At 59.2% G+C, this 13729-nt stretch carries 16 protein-coding genes; 6 read left to right on the top strand and 10 right to left on the bottom strand.

Features of this window, described 5'->3' with window-relative positions:
• Nucleotides 1-94: 94 nt before the first annotated feature.
• On the bottom strand, nucleotides 95-1195 hold the full coding sequence (locus tag ACQZ48_RS09420; RefSeq protein ID WP_448728755.1) for a class I SAM-dependent methyltransferase: 1101 nt from the start codon (nucleotides 1193-1195) through the stop codon (nucleotides 95-97).
• 15 nt (nucleotides 1196-1210) lie between these two features.
• Complete coding sequence (gene lgt, locus ACQZ48_RS09415) at nucleotides 1211-2023, bottom strand: prolipoprotein diacylglyceryl transferase (RefSeq protein ID WP_162520317.1); 813 nt, start codon at nucleotides 2021-2023, stop codon at nucleotides 1211-1213.
• 310 nt (nucleotides 2024-2333) lie between these two features.
• Here lgt and ACQZ48_RS09410 point away from each other — a divergent pair, with 310 nt between their 5' ends.
• The 4 genes from ACQZ48_RS09410 to ACQZ48_RS09395 all read left to right on the top strand — a co-directional run bounded on the left by ACQZ48_RS09410 (nucleotide 2334) and on the right by ACQZ48_RS09395 (nucleotide 4698).
• Nucleotides 2334-2597, top strand: a complete 264-nt coding sequence (locus tag ACQZ48_RS09410; RefSeq protein WP_077983100.1) for an accessory factor UbiK family protein — start codon at nucleotides 2334-2336, stop codon at nucleotides 2595-2597.
• Nucleotides 2598-3023: 426 nt separating this feature from the next.
• Nucleotides 3024-3524 (top strand): type III secretion system chaperone family protein, encoded by a 501-nt coding sequence (locus ACQZ48_RS09405; RefSeq protein WP_004442934.1) that lies wholly within the window; start codon nucleotides 3024-3026, stop codon nucleotides 3522-3524.
• Between the two features lies 1 nt (nucleotide 3525).
• Nucleotides 3526-4344 (top strand): pyrroline-5-carboxylate reductase, encoded by an 819-nt coding sequence (proC, locus tag ACQZ48_RS09400; protein WP_269826260.1) that lies wholly within the window; start codon nucleotides 3526-3528, stop codon nucleotides 4342-4344.
• Nucleotides 4345-4356: 12 nt separating this feature from the next.
• On the top strand, nucleotides 4357-4698 hold the full coding sequence (locus tag ACQZ48_RS09395) for a tRNA-binding protein (protein WP_003522868.1): 342 nt from the start codon (nucleotides 4357-4359) through the stop codon (nucleotides 4696-4698).
• A gap of 15 nt (nucleotides 4699-4713) precedes the next feature.
• Here ACQZ48_RS09395 and ACQZ48_RS09390 read toward each other — a convergent pair whose 3' ends face one another.
• The 4 genes from ACQZ48_RS09390 to ACQZ48_RS09375 all read right to left on the bottom strand — a co-directional run bounded on the left by ACQZ48_RS09390 (nucleotide 4714) and on the right by ACQZ48_RS09375 (nucleotide 8181).
• Complete coding sequence (locus ACQZ48_RS09390) at nucleotides 4714-6093, bottom strand: ATP-binding protein (protein ID WP_077983062.1); 1380 nt, start codon at nucleotides 6091-6093, stop codon at nucleotides 4714-4716.
• A 31-nt stretch (nucleotides 6094-6124) separates the two neighbouring features.
• Nucleotides 6125-6838 carry a response regulator gene (locus ACQZ48_RS09385; RefSeq protein ID WP_077983101.1) on the bottom strand — a complete coding sequence of 238 codons (714 nt, stop codon included), beginning with the start codon at nucleotides 6836-6838 and terminating at the stop codon, nucleotides 6125-6127.
• A 2-nt stretch (nucleotides 6839-6840) separates the two neighbouring features.
• Nucleotides 6841-7341: a MarR family winged helix-turn-helix transcriptional regulator gene (locus ACQZ48_RS09380; protein ID WP_077983063.1), complete on the bottom strand. Its 501-nt coding sequence runs from the start codon at nucleotides 7339-7341 to the stop codon at nucleotides 6841-6843.
• 240 nt (nucleotides 7342-7581) lie between these two features.
• On the bottom strand, nucleotides 7582-8181 hold the full coding sequence (locus tag ACQZ48_RS09375) for a DUF1236 domain-containing protein (protein WP_191217512.1): 600 nt from the start codon (nucleotides 8179-8181) through the stop codon (nucleotides 7582-7584).
• Nucleotides 8182-8412: 231 nt separating this feature from the next.
• Here ACQZ48_RS09375 and ACQZ48_RS09370 point away from each other — a divergent pair, with 231 nt between their 5' ends.
• On the top strand, nucleotides 8413-9057 hold the full coding sequence (locus ACQZ48_RS09370) for an MBL fold metallo-hydrolase (protein ID WP_077983066.1): 645 nt from the start codon (nucleotides 8413-8415) through the stop codon (nucleotides 9055-9057).
• A 152-nt stretch (nucleotides 9058-9209) separates the two neighbouring features.
• Here ACQZ48_RS09370 and ACQZ48_RS09365 read toward each other — a convergent pair whose 3' ends face one another.
• The 4 genes from ACQZ48_RS09365 to ACQZ48_RS09350 form a co-directional block, all read right to left on the bottom strand.
• Nucleotides 9210-9425: a cold-shock protein gene (locus ACQZ48_RS09365; RefSeq protein ID WP_003494703.1), complete on the bottom strand. Its 216-nt coding sequence runs from the start codon at nucleotides 9423-9425 to the stop codon at nucleotides 9210-9212.
• A gap of 445 nt (nucleotides 9426-9870) precedes the next feature.
• The gene (locus ACQZ48_RS09360; protein WP_077983067.1) at nucleotides 9871-10773 is read right to left on the bottom strand and encodes a DMT family transporter; all 903 of its coding nucleotides are present in this window, start codon (nucleotides 10771-10773) and stop codon (nucleotides 9871-9873) included.
• A gap of 151 nt (nucleotides 10774-10924) precedes the next feature.
• Nucleotides 10925-11236: a hypothetical protein gene (locus tag ACQZ48_RS09355; RefSeq protein ID WP_077983068.1), complete on the bottom strand. Its 312-nt coding sequence runs from the start codon at nucleotides 11234-11236 to the stop codon at nucleotides 10925-10927.
• A 146-nt stretch (nucleotides 11237-11382) separates the two neighbouring features.
• Nucleotides 11383-12309: an EAL domain-containing protein gene (locus ACQZ48_RS09350; protein ID WP_077983069.1), complete on the bottom strand. Its 927-nt coding sequence runs from the start codon at nucleotides 12307-12309 to the stop codon at nucleotides 11383-11385.
• A gap of 211 nt (nucleotides 12310-12520) precedes the next feature.
• Between ACQZ48_RS09350 and ACQZ48_RS09345 the strand changes: the two genes are divergently transcribed.
• Nucleotides 12521-13723: a pyridoxal phosphate-dependent aminotransferase gene (locus ACQZ48_RS09345; protein ID WP_077983070.1), complete on the top strand. Its 1203-nt coding sequence runs from the start codon at nucleotides 12521-12523 to the stop codon at nucleotides 13721-13723.
• Nucleotides 13724-13729: the final 6 nt, after the last annotated feature.

Below are 13729 nucleotides of genomic sequence, written 5' to 3'. Positions count from 1 at the left end.
GATGTTTCCTGTTGCCGCGGCATTGCGCGGCGATGTGATGCAGTGTGCCTGCTTCGTGTGTCGCGGCGATGTTGGCCCAGAGGCCATTGCGCTGTCAATCCACCGCTCGAAACGGCAAAAGGTGAAGCGCGGGACTTGAAACGGCGATGACCTTGAAAAGTTCCCCCATCTTGCCGGCGCCTTCGCCGGCGAGGCGATTGACCGCTTCGGCAATTTCAAGCGTCTGGTCGGGCGTCGCCTTGGCGGCAAGCGCGCCTGCCCGTTCCTTGAGGCCGAGGCCATATAGGAAATCGCCCTGTCGCAGCGCGCCGTTGACGTGAACGCCGGTCGCTTCCGCTGTTTTCACGAGGCTTTCGAAATCGACATGGCTGGTCAGATCGGCTTCGCCGGGATGCGCAAGCGCCGGGTCGAAGGCATGGTTGCGCATGGCCTGCAGCGTATCGCCATAACCGGCAACCAGATGGCCGTAATCAATGGCGAGCGCCGTGCCGCCATGGGCGGAGAGGCGCTGGCAGATCGCGGTCATCACTGCCTCGCGGGCCGGCGAAATCTCGAATATGGTGCCGAGCGGCTGCCGTTCGGGCTCCGGCGGCAGCAGGGACGGGTCTATGCTGGCAAGGCCCGTTGAGAAGACGAGTTCGTCATTGGCATCAAGGTTGACCACGCGCTCGCGAAAACCCTGCGGTGTCCTGACGAATTGACGGATGGGAATGGCGTCAAAGAGTTCGTTGGCGACAAGCAGCAGGAAGCCATCCGGCACATTGTCGAAACTGTCATGCCATGTCAGCCGACCTGAATGTTCGGCCAGCGTTTCCTTCTGGATGGCGGAAAGGCGGGGACTGGTTTCGACCAGATGCACTCGCATCGTCGCATAGAGCGGCGGTGCGATGCGGCGGATGACGCGCAGCATATCCGACATCATGGTGCCGCGGCCGGGGCCGATTTCCACCAGCTGCGTTTGTGCGGGAGCGCCATGCCGTTGCCAGGCATGCACCACGAAGACCCCGAGCATTTCGCCGAAAAGCTGGCTGACCTCTGGCGCGGTGATGAAATCACCCGAACGACCGAAGGGTTCGCGACTCTTGTAATAACCGTGTTCAGGATCGGCGAGGCATAGCGAAAAATAGTCGGTAACGCTGAGCGGACCGTTGAGCCGGATAAGTGATTTGATACGTTGCGCAAGCGGTGTCGTCATGGGCAATCATACCGCTTAGGCGCTTTTTGTCGCACGGCGAGCCCGCAGGACCGCCCAGAGGCCGAGGGCGAACATCGGGGTGGAGAGCACCATGCCCATGGTCAGCCAGTTGCCGGCGAGATAACCGATCTGGGCGTCCGGTTCGCGGAAAAATTCCACGAAGATGCGTGACAGCGCGTAACCGCAGACGAAAATACCGGTGACGGTGCCGGGCGTCTTCAGCGCCCTGAAGGCATAGATGGCGATTGCCAGAACGATGACGAGCACGAGCCCTTCGAGGCCCGCTTCATAAAGCTGGCTCGGGTGCCGCGCAAAGGGGCCGCCGGTCGGGAAGACGACCGCCCATGGCACATCGGCAATGCGGCCCCACAATTCGCCATTGATGAAATTGGCGATGCGGCCGAACAGCAGACCGATGGGGGCTACGGCCGCAACGACGTCGAACATGCTCCAGACCGGAATGCCGTTCTTGCGGGCGAAAAGGATCATGGCGATGGTGGTGCCGATCAGGCCGCCATGGAAAGACATGCCGCCGTTCCAGATCTCGAACGCCCTGACGGGATTGGCAGCGACAGCGGCGAGATCGTAAAACAGAATGTAACCGATGCGGCCGCCGAGCACGATGCCGCCGGCTGCCCAGAGGATGAAATCGTCAAGATGCTGCGCCGAGATCGGCGACGTTTCGTTCGGCCACAGCCGATCCGTACGGGCGAGGCGGCGGGCGTAGAACCAGCCGAGCATGATGCCGGCGACATAGGCGATGCCGTACCAGTGGATCGAGAGCGGGCCGAGGGACAGTGCCACCGGATCGATATTGGGGAAGGGCATGATGGCGAGTTGGGTGGGAGCGGCTATCAATCCGTATATATTCCGTCATCGTTGTTGGGAGGACAACGGAACGAGCCATTGTCTCAAGGGGCCGGGCGATGATGCTCACCGGTCTCCCTGACGCCAAGGAAAATGGCGATTGCGATGGCGGCGGTCAAGGTGATTCTTCAAGCTCCGGCTCAAGGTACCGTGGGTCACGCAAGCTCTTGTGATTTTTCGATTTCGCTTGCAAGGTGGCGATGGAGTGCCTACCTGAAGGCTAGCAACAGCGGGCAACACGATGCCCCTGAACCGACGAAGGATGAGCGCCATGAGCACGACAGGCACCAATCGTTTTCTGGATGAATTCGCCAAGCTGATGACCGATGCGGCAGGTGCCGCGCAGGGTGTGCGCAAGGAAGCCGAAGCGGCGTTTCACGCGCAGGCGGATCGCTGGCTGAACAGCCTGGATGTCGTCCGCCGTGAGGAATTCGACGCGGTCCGCGAGATGGCCATCCAGGCGCGGGATGAAAACGACGCGCTGCGCGCCCGCATCGAGGCCCTCGAAACAAAGCTTTCGGCCGCCAAGGACTGATTTTTCATCACTTTTCTGAGAAGCCCCGGATCGCAGGCGATTCCGGGGCTTTTTGTTTTTCGGCTCCCTTTGGCCGACTTGACCTCCGGTTGCCGAAAGTCGTGCTCGGACGCGAATTTTTTGGGCCTGTGGACACTTCCAAAAAACACAATCGGCAGAGTCGCTTAAGACTCTCGCCTGAGGTGATGGGGGAGGAGATATCCACTGTTCAAAAGGCAAAAATGGCGGGGAAGGGGTGGCAGCAGGACTCGGCCATTATACACTGATTTTAAATGATGATTCGAAAAGACCGGTAAGCTCCAGACAGGGTCAATGCGTAATTCTGGTGGTGTCGGGCAATCGTCTCAAATGTTTATCCCGGTTTGTATGTGCGTTTTGTGCCCGGCGTTCAAAACACGACATTCTGACCGGCTGAGAAGGTGCCGCATGAGTCTGATAGAATTTGAAATTGAGCGTCAGTCCAATCCAGTCGACATGATCGAGATTGTCGCTGCCTCGAATGACTGGTCGTTCGAGCGTTCCGGCGAAGACGAGATTGCCATGACGGTGGCTGGTCACTGGGCCGACTATCACGTCTCGTTTGCGTGGATGGAAGATTTCGAGGCGCTGCATCTGGCCTGTGCTTTCGACATCAAGGTGCCGGACCACCGTGTCAATGAAGTCATTTGCCTGTTGTCGCAGGTCAACGGCCAGGTACTGATGGGTCATTTCGATCTGTGGCGGCAGGAAGACGTCGTGATCTTCCGCCAGTCCCTGCTTCTGTCCGGGGGGGCCGAGCCGAACAACCAGCAGGTGGAAGTGCTGCTTTCCAGCGCGCTGGAGGCCTGCGAACAATATTATCAGGCATTCCAGTTCGTCGTCTGGTCTGGGCTGGATGCAAAAAGTGCAATCGAAGCGGTCATGTTCGAGACCGTCGGAGAAGCGTAAGATGGCGTATAAGGCTTCCGGGCCGCTCGTCCTGGTGGGCGCCGGCAATATGGGCGGCGCTCTGCTTTCAGGCTGGCTGAAAAAAGGTGTGCCGGGATCGCAGGTCATGGTCATCGATCCGCGCCCTTCCGATGCCATGCGGACGACGATTGCGGAAGCCGGAGCTGCCCACAGCGAAAGCGTGCCCGAGGGCGTGAAAGCCGGTATTCTTTTCGTGGCGGTGAAGCCGCAGATGATGGAAGCCGTGCTGCCCTCGCTGAAACCCCTGCTCGGCGCGGATACTGTCGTTGTTTCGATCGCGGCGGGCACGACCATCGGGACGTTCGTTTCGCATTTCGGCAAGGTTGCCGCCGTGCGGGCCATGCCCAACACACCGGCCATGGTCGGCCGTGGCGTCACGGGTGCCTATGCCAACGAACTGGTGACGCCGGAGCTTAAAACGGTGGTGGACGGGCTGCTGAAAGTCAGCGGCCCGGTCGAATGGGTGGATGCCGAAAGCGATATCGACGCGGTGACTGCGGTTTCGGGTAGCGGCCCTGCCTATGTCTTTTATCTAGTGGAATGCATGGCCGAAGCCGGCCGCAAGGCCGGTCTGCCTGCGGATGTGGCCATGCGTCTGGCGCGTGAGACCGTGGCCGGCGCCGGCGAGCTGCTGCATCAGTCCTCCGACGAGGCGGCGCGCCTGCGCCAGAATGTGACCTCGCCGGGCGGCACCACGGCTGCGGCGCTCTCCGTGTTGATGGCCGATGACGGCATGCAGCCCCTTTTCGACCGGGCGGTTGCTGCCGCAAAAGCCCGCGCCGAAGAGCTGGCGGGCTGAAGGGGCAAGGTCATGAGCGGTGAAATTTCCTATGCCGATTTCGAGAAGGTCGATATCCGCGTCGGCACCATCATCGAAGCAGAGCCTTTTCCCGAAGCGCGCAAGCCTGCTTTCAAGGTGAAGATCGATTTCGGGCCGGAGATCGGCGTCAAGAAGTCGTCGGCGCAGATCACGGTGCATTATACGCTGGAAAGCCTTGTCGGCCGGCAGGTTCTGGGCGTGGTGAATTTTCCACCGCGCCAGATCGGTCCTTTCCGGTCCGAGGTCCTGACGCTCGGTTTTGCCGATGCGAATGGCGATATCGTGCTTGCCGCCGTTGAGCGACCGGTGCCGAACGGCGAGAAAATGTGCTGACCGGTGCGTTTGCCGCTAAGCCGGAATTTTGACGATTACCCGCAATCCGCCCATCGGGCTTTCATCCAGCGACACGTCGCCGCCATGGCTGCGAGCGATGTCGCGAACGATGGAGAGGCCAAGGCCGGTGCCCGAAGCATTGAGGTTGCGCGCTTCGTCCAGCCGGAAGAACGGCTTGAACACATCCTCGCGTGAGTTCTCCGGTATGCCCGGCCCGTCATCGTCAAATGTCATGATGATGGAACGCGGCGCCTTGCGGATATCGATGTGGAGATTACTGGCGTAGCGCCTTGCATTTTCCGCCAGATTGGCGACAAGCCGGGACAGCGCATTGGGCCGCGCGATGATCCTCTCGATATTATAGAGTTCGTAGCTGAATTTCTTGCCGTGCAGCTCGAAATCATGACCGATTTTTTCAAGAAGGGCTGGAAGCTCCAGCGTGCCGACATCCTCTTCGACATCGGTACGGGCGAAGGTCAGATAGGCCTCCAGCATCGACTGCATGTCCTCGACATCCTTGTCGAGCCCCTCGAGATCGGGATTTTCGCCTGCGAGCGCCAGTTGCAGCTTGAAACGGGTGAGAATGGTGCGCAGATCGTGGCTGACGCCGTTCAGCATGGCGGTGCGCTGCTCCATCTGCCGCTCGATACGCTCGCGCATCAGGATGAAGGCGAGGCCGGCGCGCCGCACCTCGTCCGCGCCGCGTGGGGAATAACCGCTGATCTTCTGGCCCCTGCCAAAGTTTTCGGCCGCCTTGGCAAGGGCTTCGATCGGCTTGATCTGGCCACGCAGGAACAGGATCGAAATGGCGATCAGCACCAGCGATGCGCCGACCATCCAGACAAGGAAGATATGTGTGTTCGAGGCATAGGCCGCGCTGCGGCTGGTAAAGACGCGCAGTGTCTTGTCTTCCAGCTGCACGCGGATTTCCACGAGCGAACCGTTGCCATAAGTGTCGATCCAGAAAGGCCTGCCGATCTGCTGGGTGAGTTGATCCGCCAGGATTCTGTCGAGAATGGAAAACAGCGGTTCCGGTCTTGGAGCAGGCAGATCCGCCTTGGGTTCGATATAGACGCTCAGCCCCAGCTTGTCGCGGGCAATGCGGATGACGCGCTGATAGTCGTCTTCCTCCGGGTCCGTTTGCAAAAGCTCAATGATCGCGGCGATATCGCGCGTCACGGCGGAGGAGAGGCGTTCCGTTACCAGCTGCCAATGCCGCTCCATGAAGACCGCAGCGACCACGCCCTGAAGCAAGATCATCGGCAGGATGATGATGAGCAGAGAGCGTGTGTAAAGGCCGGTGGGCAGCCAATGGCGCAACCACCTGCCGGAAAGACGCCAGGCCCTGGCCACGCCGCTTTTTTTGACCGTGCTCAGAAAATCGAGGCTCGCCATGACCGTGCGTTCGCCCTTCGTTGGTTGCTCGTCAGTCCACGCTCAGGCGGTAACCGATGCCGCGCACCGTTTGCAGATAGACAGGATTGGCAGGGTCGTCCTCGATCTTGCGGCGAAGACGGTTGATCTGCACGTCGATGGTTCTTTCGCCCACTTCCGATTCCGCTTCCACCAGCTCATGGCGGGGAATGGTATCGCCGGCGCGCAGCGCAAAAAGCAGCATGATCTCCTGCTCGCGATCCGTCAGGCGGATTGTTTCGGGGCCGCGCCGCAATTCCTTCTTGGGGATGGAGAAGCTGTAGGGGCCAAACATGATCTGTTCGATCTTGGGGGTATCGGGCGAGGTATTGCGCCGCAGGATATTGTTGATGCGCAGGACGAGTTCGCGCGGGTCGAAGGGTTTGGCGAGATAATCGTCCGCTCCCGCTTCAAGCCCGGCGATGCGCGAATCCGCCTCCGAACGGGCAGTCAGAAGGATGACCGGCACGGATTTGTTCTCGTTCAGCGAGCGGGTGAGCGAAAGCCCGTTCTCGCCGGGCATCATCACGTCGAGGATGAGCAGGTCGAAACGGATGCCCATCATTTTGCGCCGGGCTTCGGCCGCGTCGGCCGCCACGGAAATGCGATAGCCCTTGTCGCCCAGAAAACGCTGCAGGAGATCGCGAATGCGGGCGTCGTCGTCAACGATCAGGAGATGGGCCGCATCGTCATCCGCCGGTGGACGTTTTGTCGGTGCTTGCGCCATCGTCACTCGTCCTCCACGGTCGTCGTCGGGCTGCGCATCTGCGCCAGGAATTTGCGCACGCAGGCGCGGGCGTCCGGCCCGAGACCTTCCAGCGCGCGGTCGATGCGGCGCGATTGCGGCTCGCTCAGCGCCAGCGCCAGTTCGCGGCCCGTCAGCGTGGGGTAAAGCCTGCGCTGACGGCGATCTTCCGGACCTGCCATCTGGCGAATGTAACCGTCGTCGATCAATTGCTTCAGCACACGGGCAAGGCTCTGCTTGGTGATCTGCAGCGTATCGAGCAAATCCGCCACCGTCATGCCCGGCTGCCGGCTGACGAAATAGACCACCCGGTGATGGGCCCGCCCATATTCCAGTTTCGATAAAATGACATCGGGATCGGAGACGAAATCGCGATAGGCGAAAAACAGCGCCTCGATCGTGTCGAAGTCGATCTTGCCGTCGTCAACCTTCGGGAGTGCCGGTGTTTGCCTGGAGGCGGCGGTTTTGAGCGATTGCGGTGGCACTGCGGTTCCTTCATATCCTGCGGCTGTCTGATCATAGGCTGACAGGCGTCGATGCGCCAATATTCTGTAAACATAGCCGAAAATGCGTCCGCTCGGGAGAATGCCGCCGATCATTTTCTGTTGCGGTGGATAATATGGCGCGGGTGCGGGTGCAACTGGAATCCTGAGTGACACTTACCTGGAATAGAAAAGAGCGCGGAAACTCCGCGCTCTCCTTCATTTTTTGTCGTAATGACGATGTTACTGGTAAACGTAGACAATACGACGGGTCGAAGGTTCTACGAGAACAGGCACGTCATTCACCCGGACATAGCTGTACTGATAGTCAGGGACCTCCACAAGGCGGGTATCGGCCGGCAGGACGCTACCTATGGCAATATCGCCGTCATAGGTGACGGTATCGGCAGGGTGTTCATCGATATAGGTAATGACCGACTGCGGCGGATCGACTTCACCGACACGGCCAAGGTTCGGGTCACCGGGGTTAGGCTCCGCCTGAACGCTTGAGGTCTTTTCATAGGTTACGACCGGCACGCTCAGTTCCGCGCGGCGTTCCTTCAGAATGACGGGCGAACCTTCATACATCACGTTCAGGTAATCCGCATGAGCCCAGCCGCGCAGGCCGTTCACCTCGATGCGGCACCAACTGCTGCCATCCATGCAGCCATCAAGCACGGCGTTGCTGCCACGCGTGGCAAGGCCGATTTCGGGATAATCCTCACCGGGGCCGGAACGAACAGAAATATCCGAGGCGGTTGTTGCGACCATGGCGGCATTTGCATAGCCTGCCATCAAGGCAAAGGCGCCACCAGCGATCAGCATTTTAAGCGTCTTGTCCATGTGTCTCACTCCTTTCAAGACTGGTGCTACAACGTCGCAACCATCCGGGCGTTCCACATTTTTCGACGAGATGATGCCTACAGACAGGGCGTGTTCGTGCTATCTGCCTGTATGGCATAGGGATTTTCTTAACGAATTGGTGGGCTGAAAATGGGCGTCACCTGTCGCCATTGTGCCGCAACCGGTCGCGGGCTATAGGAGGCGGGAGCTTTCAGACAGGAGACGCAGGATATGGGAAAGTTGCAGGCGGGCATTGTTCCGGTCACGCCATTCGAGCAGAATTGCACCATCCTGTTCGATCAGGACACCAAGGAGGGCGTCGTTGTCGATCCCGGTGGGGATGTGGACGTCATTCTTCAGGTCGTTTCTGAAAACGGCATCACGCTGAAGGAAATCTGGCTGACGCATGGGCATCTTGACCATGCCGGCGGTGCTGACGAACTGCGTGAGAAGCTGTCGCTACCGGTCATCGGGCCGCATGAGGACGACCGTCCATTGCTCGAAAGGATTGAGGCGCAGGCCGAAAAATACGGCGTTAGCGGCCTTCGGAATGTCGCGCCCGACAAATGGCTCAAGGACGGCGACAGGGTATCTTTCGGGGACCACGTCTTCGAAGTCTATCATTGTCCGGGCCACGCGCCCGGCCACGTCATCTATTACAACCGCGACCAGAACTTTGCCCATGTCGGCGATGTGCTGTTTTCGGGATCGGTGGGGCGCACGGACCTGCCGGGCGGAAACCACGAGCAATTGATGGCGTCCATTCGCGACAAGCTCCTGCCGCTGGGCGACGATGTCGGTTTCATCTGCGGCCACGGCCCGGGAGGACGGCTGGGTGAGGAACGGCTCACCAACCCCTATCTCAAAGGGCTCTGAGCGCCGGCCTATTAGAACTCTTTGTTTTGGCGCCTTTCCGGACGGAAAACCGAATTCCACTTTTCCTGGAAATGCTCAAAGGCCTGCGGGACCGCACAAAAAAACCCGGCATTCCTGCCGGGCTTCAACTAGAAAAGAAAGCCGTTTTAGGGTCAGCCAGCAATCTGCAGATTGACTGCCTTCGGCCCCTTGCCGCGACGATCCGGTTCCGTGTCGAAGCTCACTTTCTGATTTTCTGAAAGTCCGGACAGGCCGGAAGCCTGTACGGCAGAGATGTGAACAAAGATATCAGCGCCACCATTATCTGGCTTGATGAAGCCAAAGCCTTTGTCTGTATTGAAGAATTTTACGGTGCCAGTTTCGGCCATGCATCAGGTCCTTTTCGCTCTGCCCGCGTTCAGCTACAGGCAGCATTACAGTTTTGCCCCGCGTGGGCGTTGGCAGGCAGTTTTTGACTATTGAGAAAAAGGACCTTCGCAGCGGGAAGTTATGGCGTTCTCATCCAACGTTTTTCGTCCCACCGCCCGAGGTTTATAGCGTCCCCAGTGCGCAAATTTATAGGCCTTCCCATGCTCGCAAATTGCCCGAACCGCGGTAGAGTGATGCGTTTATCGAAAATTGGCAAGCAAAAGTTTTCACGGGCTTTTTGTCAGATAAAAAACCTGCGGTAGAATAACGGCGCGTAATCGCATAATTTTTCCGCAGAAGTGATAATCGATGAAATAAAAGCCGTTCTCCGCAGGATTTTGCGACAAAATTTGAGTGCAACGCCCGGATTTAGGGGCGGGATGAGAAAAATGAGTTCTTTTTACGTCAGGCCGCTCCGGCCATGGATTTTTGCCGTTTTCGCGTCAGTTCCGGCACCAGTTCGACGATCAGGATCGCGACGAATATGATCAGACAGCCGACATAGCCGGCGCCGGAAATGGTTTCATTCAGGAAAATCGAGGCCAGCAAAGCGCCGAAAAGCGCCTCCGATGACAGGAATATCGCGGCCTGCGGGGCAGTAGTGTAACGTTGGCCGATGACCTGCAGCACGAAGGCGAGGCCGGATGAGACGAGGCCGACATAGAGGATTTCCGCCAGCGACGCTTCGATGGAGGCCATGCTGATCGGTTCGAACACGACACCGATCATGCAACTAAGAAGGGAGCAAACGGCGAACTGGGTGCAGGAAAGCACGAGCGGCCTTCCGCTTTCGGAGACGAAGCGCCCGGCCAGCGTGATCTGGATCGCCCAGAAGAAGGCGCAGATGATGCTGAGAATATCGCCCGTGGTCAGCGCCTCGAAAGCGCCGCCGGAGAGGAGGAATATGCCGCCCAACATCATCAGCGCGCCCGGCCAGACGATCCAGTGGGGATGGCGGCGGTAAAGCACGACCGCGATCACGGGTACGAAGATCACGTAAAGCCCGGTCAGGAAGCTGGAATTGGTGACGGTCGTGGTCAGAAGCCCGACCTGCTGGGTAGTGGCCCCGCCGAACAGGGCAAGTCCCACGAGGATGAAACTGCCGATTTCGCGCCGGCGCGGCGGCGATTTCAGCGATCGTGTTTCCATGAGCGCGAAGGGCAGCACGGCGATGGCGGCGATGGCGAAACGCAGGCCGACGAACCAGAAAGGGCCGATCGAGGCCATGGCGGAGGATTGCGCGACAAAGCCGCCGCCCCAGATTGCTGCGGCGAGCAGAAGCAGCATATTGGCCTGAATACGCGTCATTATTTGGCACCAGCACAGCAGGGCCGGAAGATCATTCAGTCGCGGCCGTGGTAAACAGGGGAATTTTGAAATATCGATCCGCGAGCCGGACGATTGTTTCCGGCTGCTTTAGCAGCAACATGCCGAGGCCGCAAGTCGAGGGGAGGGCCGCTTATTTATAGCGGCGGGCCTCATCCTTCAGGCTGCGCCGGGTGAGCATCAGGCCGCCGACGCCAAGGCCGATGAAGGCTGCGGCCGAAAGGACAATGAGCAGGATATGAGGCCCGGCCTGCGTGGTCGCGGCTACCTGCGGGATGGCGGACGTATGCAGGGTATCGACCGCCTGCGTGGCGGCGTTCGCCGAGGTTGCTATGCCGGCGGCCATGGTGACGATGACGAGAAAAGCCGCAACGGCCATCCAGAGGGAAAACAGCGTTCTCTGCGCCCTTAACCTTTCAACGGAAGTCCGATCGTTGGTAAACATGGCTATCGCCTCTTGTCCCTGTTCTTAAAGGATAAGAGAGGCTTCGAAATGGACGGCTTGGAGACGGAATTCTGGCGTTCTGCGGTATTTATTGCGGCAATATTGTGGCTAAGCCTGATATGGAAGCCGTTTGGTCGCCCATGGCGTCAGAGGCGACGTTTTCCGAAGGTTCGGGTCTGGCGCAGTGGATGCGGCTCGGCCGGGCGTTCTTCCCCGAAAAATGCCGGTGGCGCAGGACCCCTCTCCGCCCGGGGCGGGGTGAGATATTCACTGCCGAGTTCCGGGAAACGCGCGTCGAAACTGGTGGGGGCAAGTTCGGGCTTTGCCAGCACGTAGCCCTGCATCAGCAGGACGCCGAGTTCCTCGCACAGATCGACCTGCCATGCTGCTTCCAGTCCCTCGAAGACCGGCTCTATGCCATCGGCGCGAAACTGGCTGACGATGACGCGTAGAAGGGCGGCGCCCGCTGAATTCTGCATGAAATCGCGCACCCAGCCGGCTTCGAATTTCACATAGTCCGGCTTGATGAGCTTTACCCGGTCAATGTCGGAATCGCCGGCGCCATAATCATCGAGCGCAACGCGAAAGCCGATATCGTGCATGTGATAGGCGAAGTCAGCGACCATCTGCGTGTCGGAGGCTTTTTTCTCGGAGATTTCGCAGACGATGCGGTCCGCCGTCATGCCCGCCTCGTGAGCGGCAAGACGCATGCGCTCCACTTCCTGGCGCATCTTGGCCGGCGTCTGGAACAGGCCCGGATGGAAATTGACGAAGATGCGGGCGCGGGACCGGTTGAGCCTGCCGGTGTTGAGAATGTGGATCGTGCGCAGGATGCTATCGATATTTTCGATGTCTTCAGACGCCACAAGCGAGAAGAATTCACCTGGCGTCACCGGCTCGCCGTTGCGGTGCGGCCGCACCAGACCTTCGAAGGAATCGATGTCGAGCCTGCCGCTTGCCGTGCGGCGGAAAATCGGCTGCAGGGCCGATTTCAGGTTGAAGGTGCGATAGGCCGTGGACCATGTGCCATCGACCTCGCGGACAAGACTGGAAAAGATGCTTTTGGGCGCCATTTTTCAACCAGCTATAGAGACACGACCCCTAGGCTCGCCAATGTAGCGTATCAAGCGTTACTTCCGGGTTAAGGAAGGTTTAAATTCTCCGCTGCGGCACATAAGCCGGCTTTTGACCTTGAAAGAAGGCCTGTCTTTCGACATAGAAAATGCCGCAGATGACAAGTTTTCCAACCTCTGCTGATGTCAACCCCAATAGGACCGATTAAAAATGGCCTTCCTTGCCGACATTCTCTCCCGCGTAAAGCCATCCGCCACCATCGCCGTTACCCAGAAAGCCCGTGAGCTGAAAGCGAAGGGCCGCGATGTGATCAGCCTTGGCGCCGGCGAGCCGGATTTCGATACGCCCGAAAACATCAAGGAAGCGGCCATCGACGCCATCAAGCGCGGCGAAACGAAATACACGCCGGTTTCGGGTATTCCGGAACTGCGCAAGGCCATTGCCGACAAGTTCAAGCGTGAAAACGGCCTGGACTACAAGCCGGAGCAGACGATTGTCGGCACCGGCGGCAAGCAGATTCTCTTCAACGCCTTCATGGCCACGCTGAACCCGGGCGATGAAGTCGTCATTCCCGCGCCCTACTGGGTCAGCTATCCGGAAATGGTGGCGATCTGCGGCGGTACACCGGTTTTCGTTAACGCCACGCTGGAAGACAATTTCAAGCTGAAGCCGGAAGCGCTGGAAAAGGCGATCACGCCGAAGACCAAGTGGTTCGTGTTCAACTCGCCTTCCAACCCCTCGGGCGCGGCCTATTCGCATGACGAGCTGAAGGCGCTGACGGACGTGCTGGTCAAGCATCCGCATGTCTGGGTGCTGACGGACGACATGTACGAGCATCTGACCTATGGCGATTTCAAATTCGTCACCCCTGTGGAAGTCGAGCCTTCGCTCTATGACCGCACGCTGACCATGAACGGCGTTTCCAAGGCCTATGCCATGACCGGCTGGCGTATCGGTTACGCCGCCGGCCCGCTGCCGCTGATCAAGGCCATGGACATGATCCAGGGCCAGCAGACCTCGGGCGCAAGCTCGATTGCCCAATGGGCGGCTGTCGAAGCGCTGAACGGTACGCAGGATTTCATTCCGGAAAACAAGAAGATCTTCGAAGGCCGTCGTGACCTCGTCGTCTCCATGCTCAACCAGGCCAAGGGCATCAGCTGCCCGGCGCCTGAAGGCGCATTCTACGTTTATCCGTCCTGCGCCGGCCTGATCGGCAAGACCGCGCCGTCGGGCAAGGTCATCGAGACCGATACGGATTTCGTGTCCGAGCTTCTGGAAGCCGAAGGCGTCGCCGTTGTGCAGGGATCGGCTTTCGGCCTCGGCCCGAACTTCCGCATCTCCTACGCCACGTCCGAAGCGCTGCTGGAAGAGGCCTGCAAGCGCATTCAGCGCTTCTGTGCCGATTGCCGTTGATCGGTT

This window comes from Agrobacterium sp. 22-209-1, assembly GCF_053522485.1.
The sequence above is the reverse complement of the archived record's forward strand: the minus strand, read 5'-3'. Positions and strand labels throughout refer to the sequence as shown.

Excerpts from the sequence above, each read along its gene's own strand:
- ACQZ48_RS09420 (WP_448728755.1), bottom strand. The coding sequence starts at position 1,195 with ATGACGACACCGCTTGCGCAACGTATCAAATCACTTATCCGGCTCAAC.
- lgt (WP_162520317.1), bottom strand. The coding sequence starts at position 2,023 with ATGCCCTTCCCCAATATCGATCCGGTGGCACTGTCCCTCGGCCCGCTC.
- ACQZ48_RS09410 (WP_077983100.1), top strand. The coding sequence starts at position 2,334 with ATGAGCACGACAGGCACCAATCGTTTTCTGGATGAATTCGCCAAGCTG.
- ACQZ48_RS09405 (WP_004442934.1), top strand. The coding sequence starts at position 3,024 with ATGAGTCTGATAGAATTTGAAATTGAGCGTCAGTCCAATCCAGTCGAC.
- proC (WP_269826260.1), top strand. The coding sequence starts at position 3,526 with ATGGCGTATAAGGCTTCCGGGCCGCTCGTCCTGGTGGGCGCCGGCAAT.
- ACQZ48_RS09395 (WP_003522868.1), top strand. The coding sequence starts at position 4,357 with ATGAGCGGTGAAATTTCCTATGCCGATTTCGAGAAGGTCGATATCCGC.
- ACQZ48_RS09390 (WP_077983062.1), bottom strand. The coding sequence starts at position 6,093 with ATGGCGAGCCTCGATTTTCTGAGCACGGTCAAAAAAAGCGGCGTGGCC.
- ACQZ48_RS09385 (WP_077983101.1), bottom strand. The coding sequence starts at position 6,838 with ATGGCGCAAGCACCGACAAAACGTCCACCGGCGGATGACGATGCGGCC.
- ACQZ48_RS09375 (WP_191217512.1), bottom strand. The coding sequence starts at position 8,181 with ATGGACAAGACGCTTAAAATGCTGATCGCTGGTGGCGCCTTTGCCTTG.
- ACQZ48_RS09370 (WP_077983066.1), top strand. The coding sequence starts at position 8,413 with ATGGGAAAGTTGCAGGCGGGCATTGTTCCGGTCACGCCATTCGAGCAG.
- ACQZ48_RS09365 (WP_003494703.1), bottom strand. The coding sequence starts at position 9,425 with ATGGCCGAAACTGGCACCGTAAAATTCTTCAATACAGACAAAGGCTTT.
- ACQZ48_RS09360 (WP_077983067.1), bottom strand. The coding sequence starts at position 10,773 with ATGACGCGTATTCAGGCCAATATGCTGCTTCTGCTCGCCGCAGCAATC.
- ACQZ48_RS09355 (WP_077983068.1), bottom strand. The coding sequence starts at position 11,236 with ATGTTTACCAACGATCGGACTTCCGTTGAAAGGTTAAGGGCGCAGAGA.
- ACQZ48_RS09350 (WP_077983069.1), bottom strand. The coding sequence starts at position 12,309 with ATGGCGCCCAAAAGCATCTTTTCCAGTCTTGTCCGCGAGGTCGATGGC.
- ACQZ48_RS09345 (WP_077983070.1), top strand. The coding sequence starts at position 12,521 with ATGGCCTTCCTTGCCGACATTCTCTCCCGCGTAAAGCCATCCGCCACC.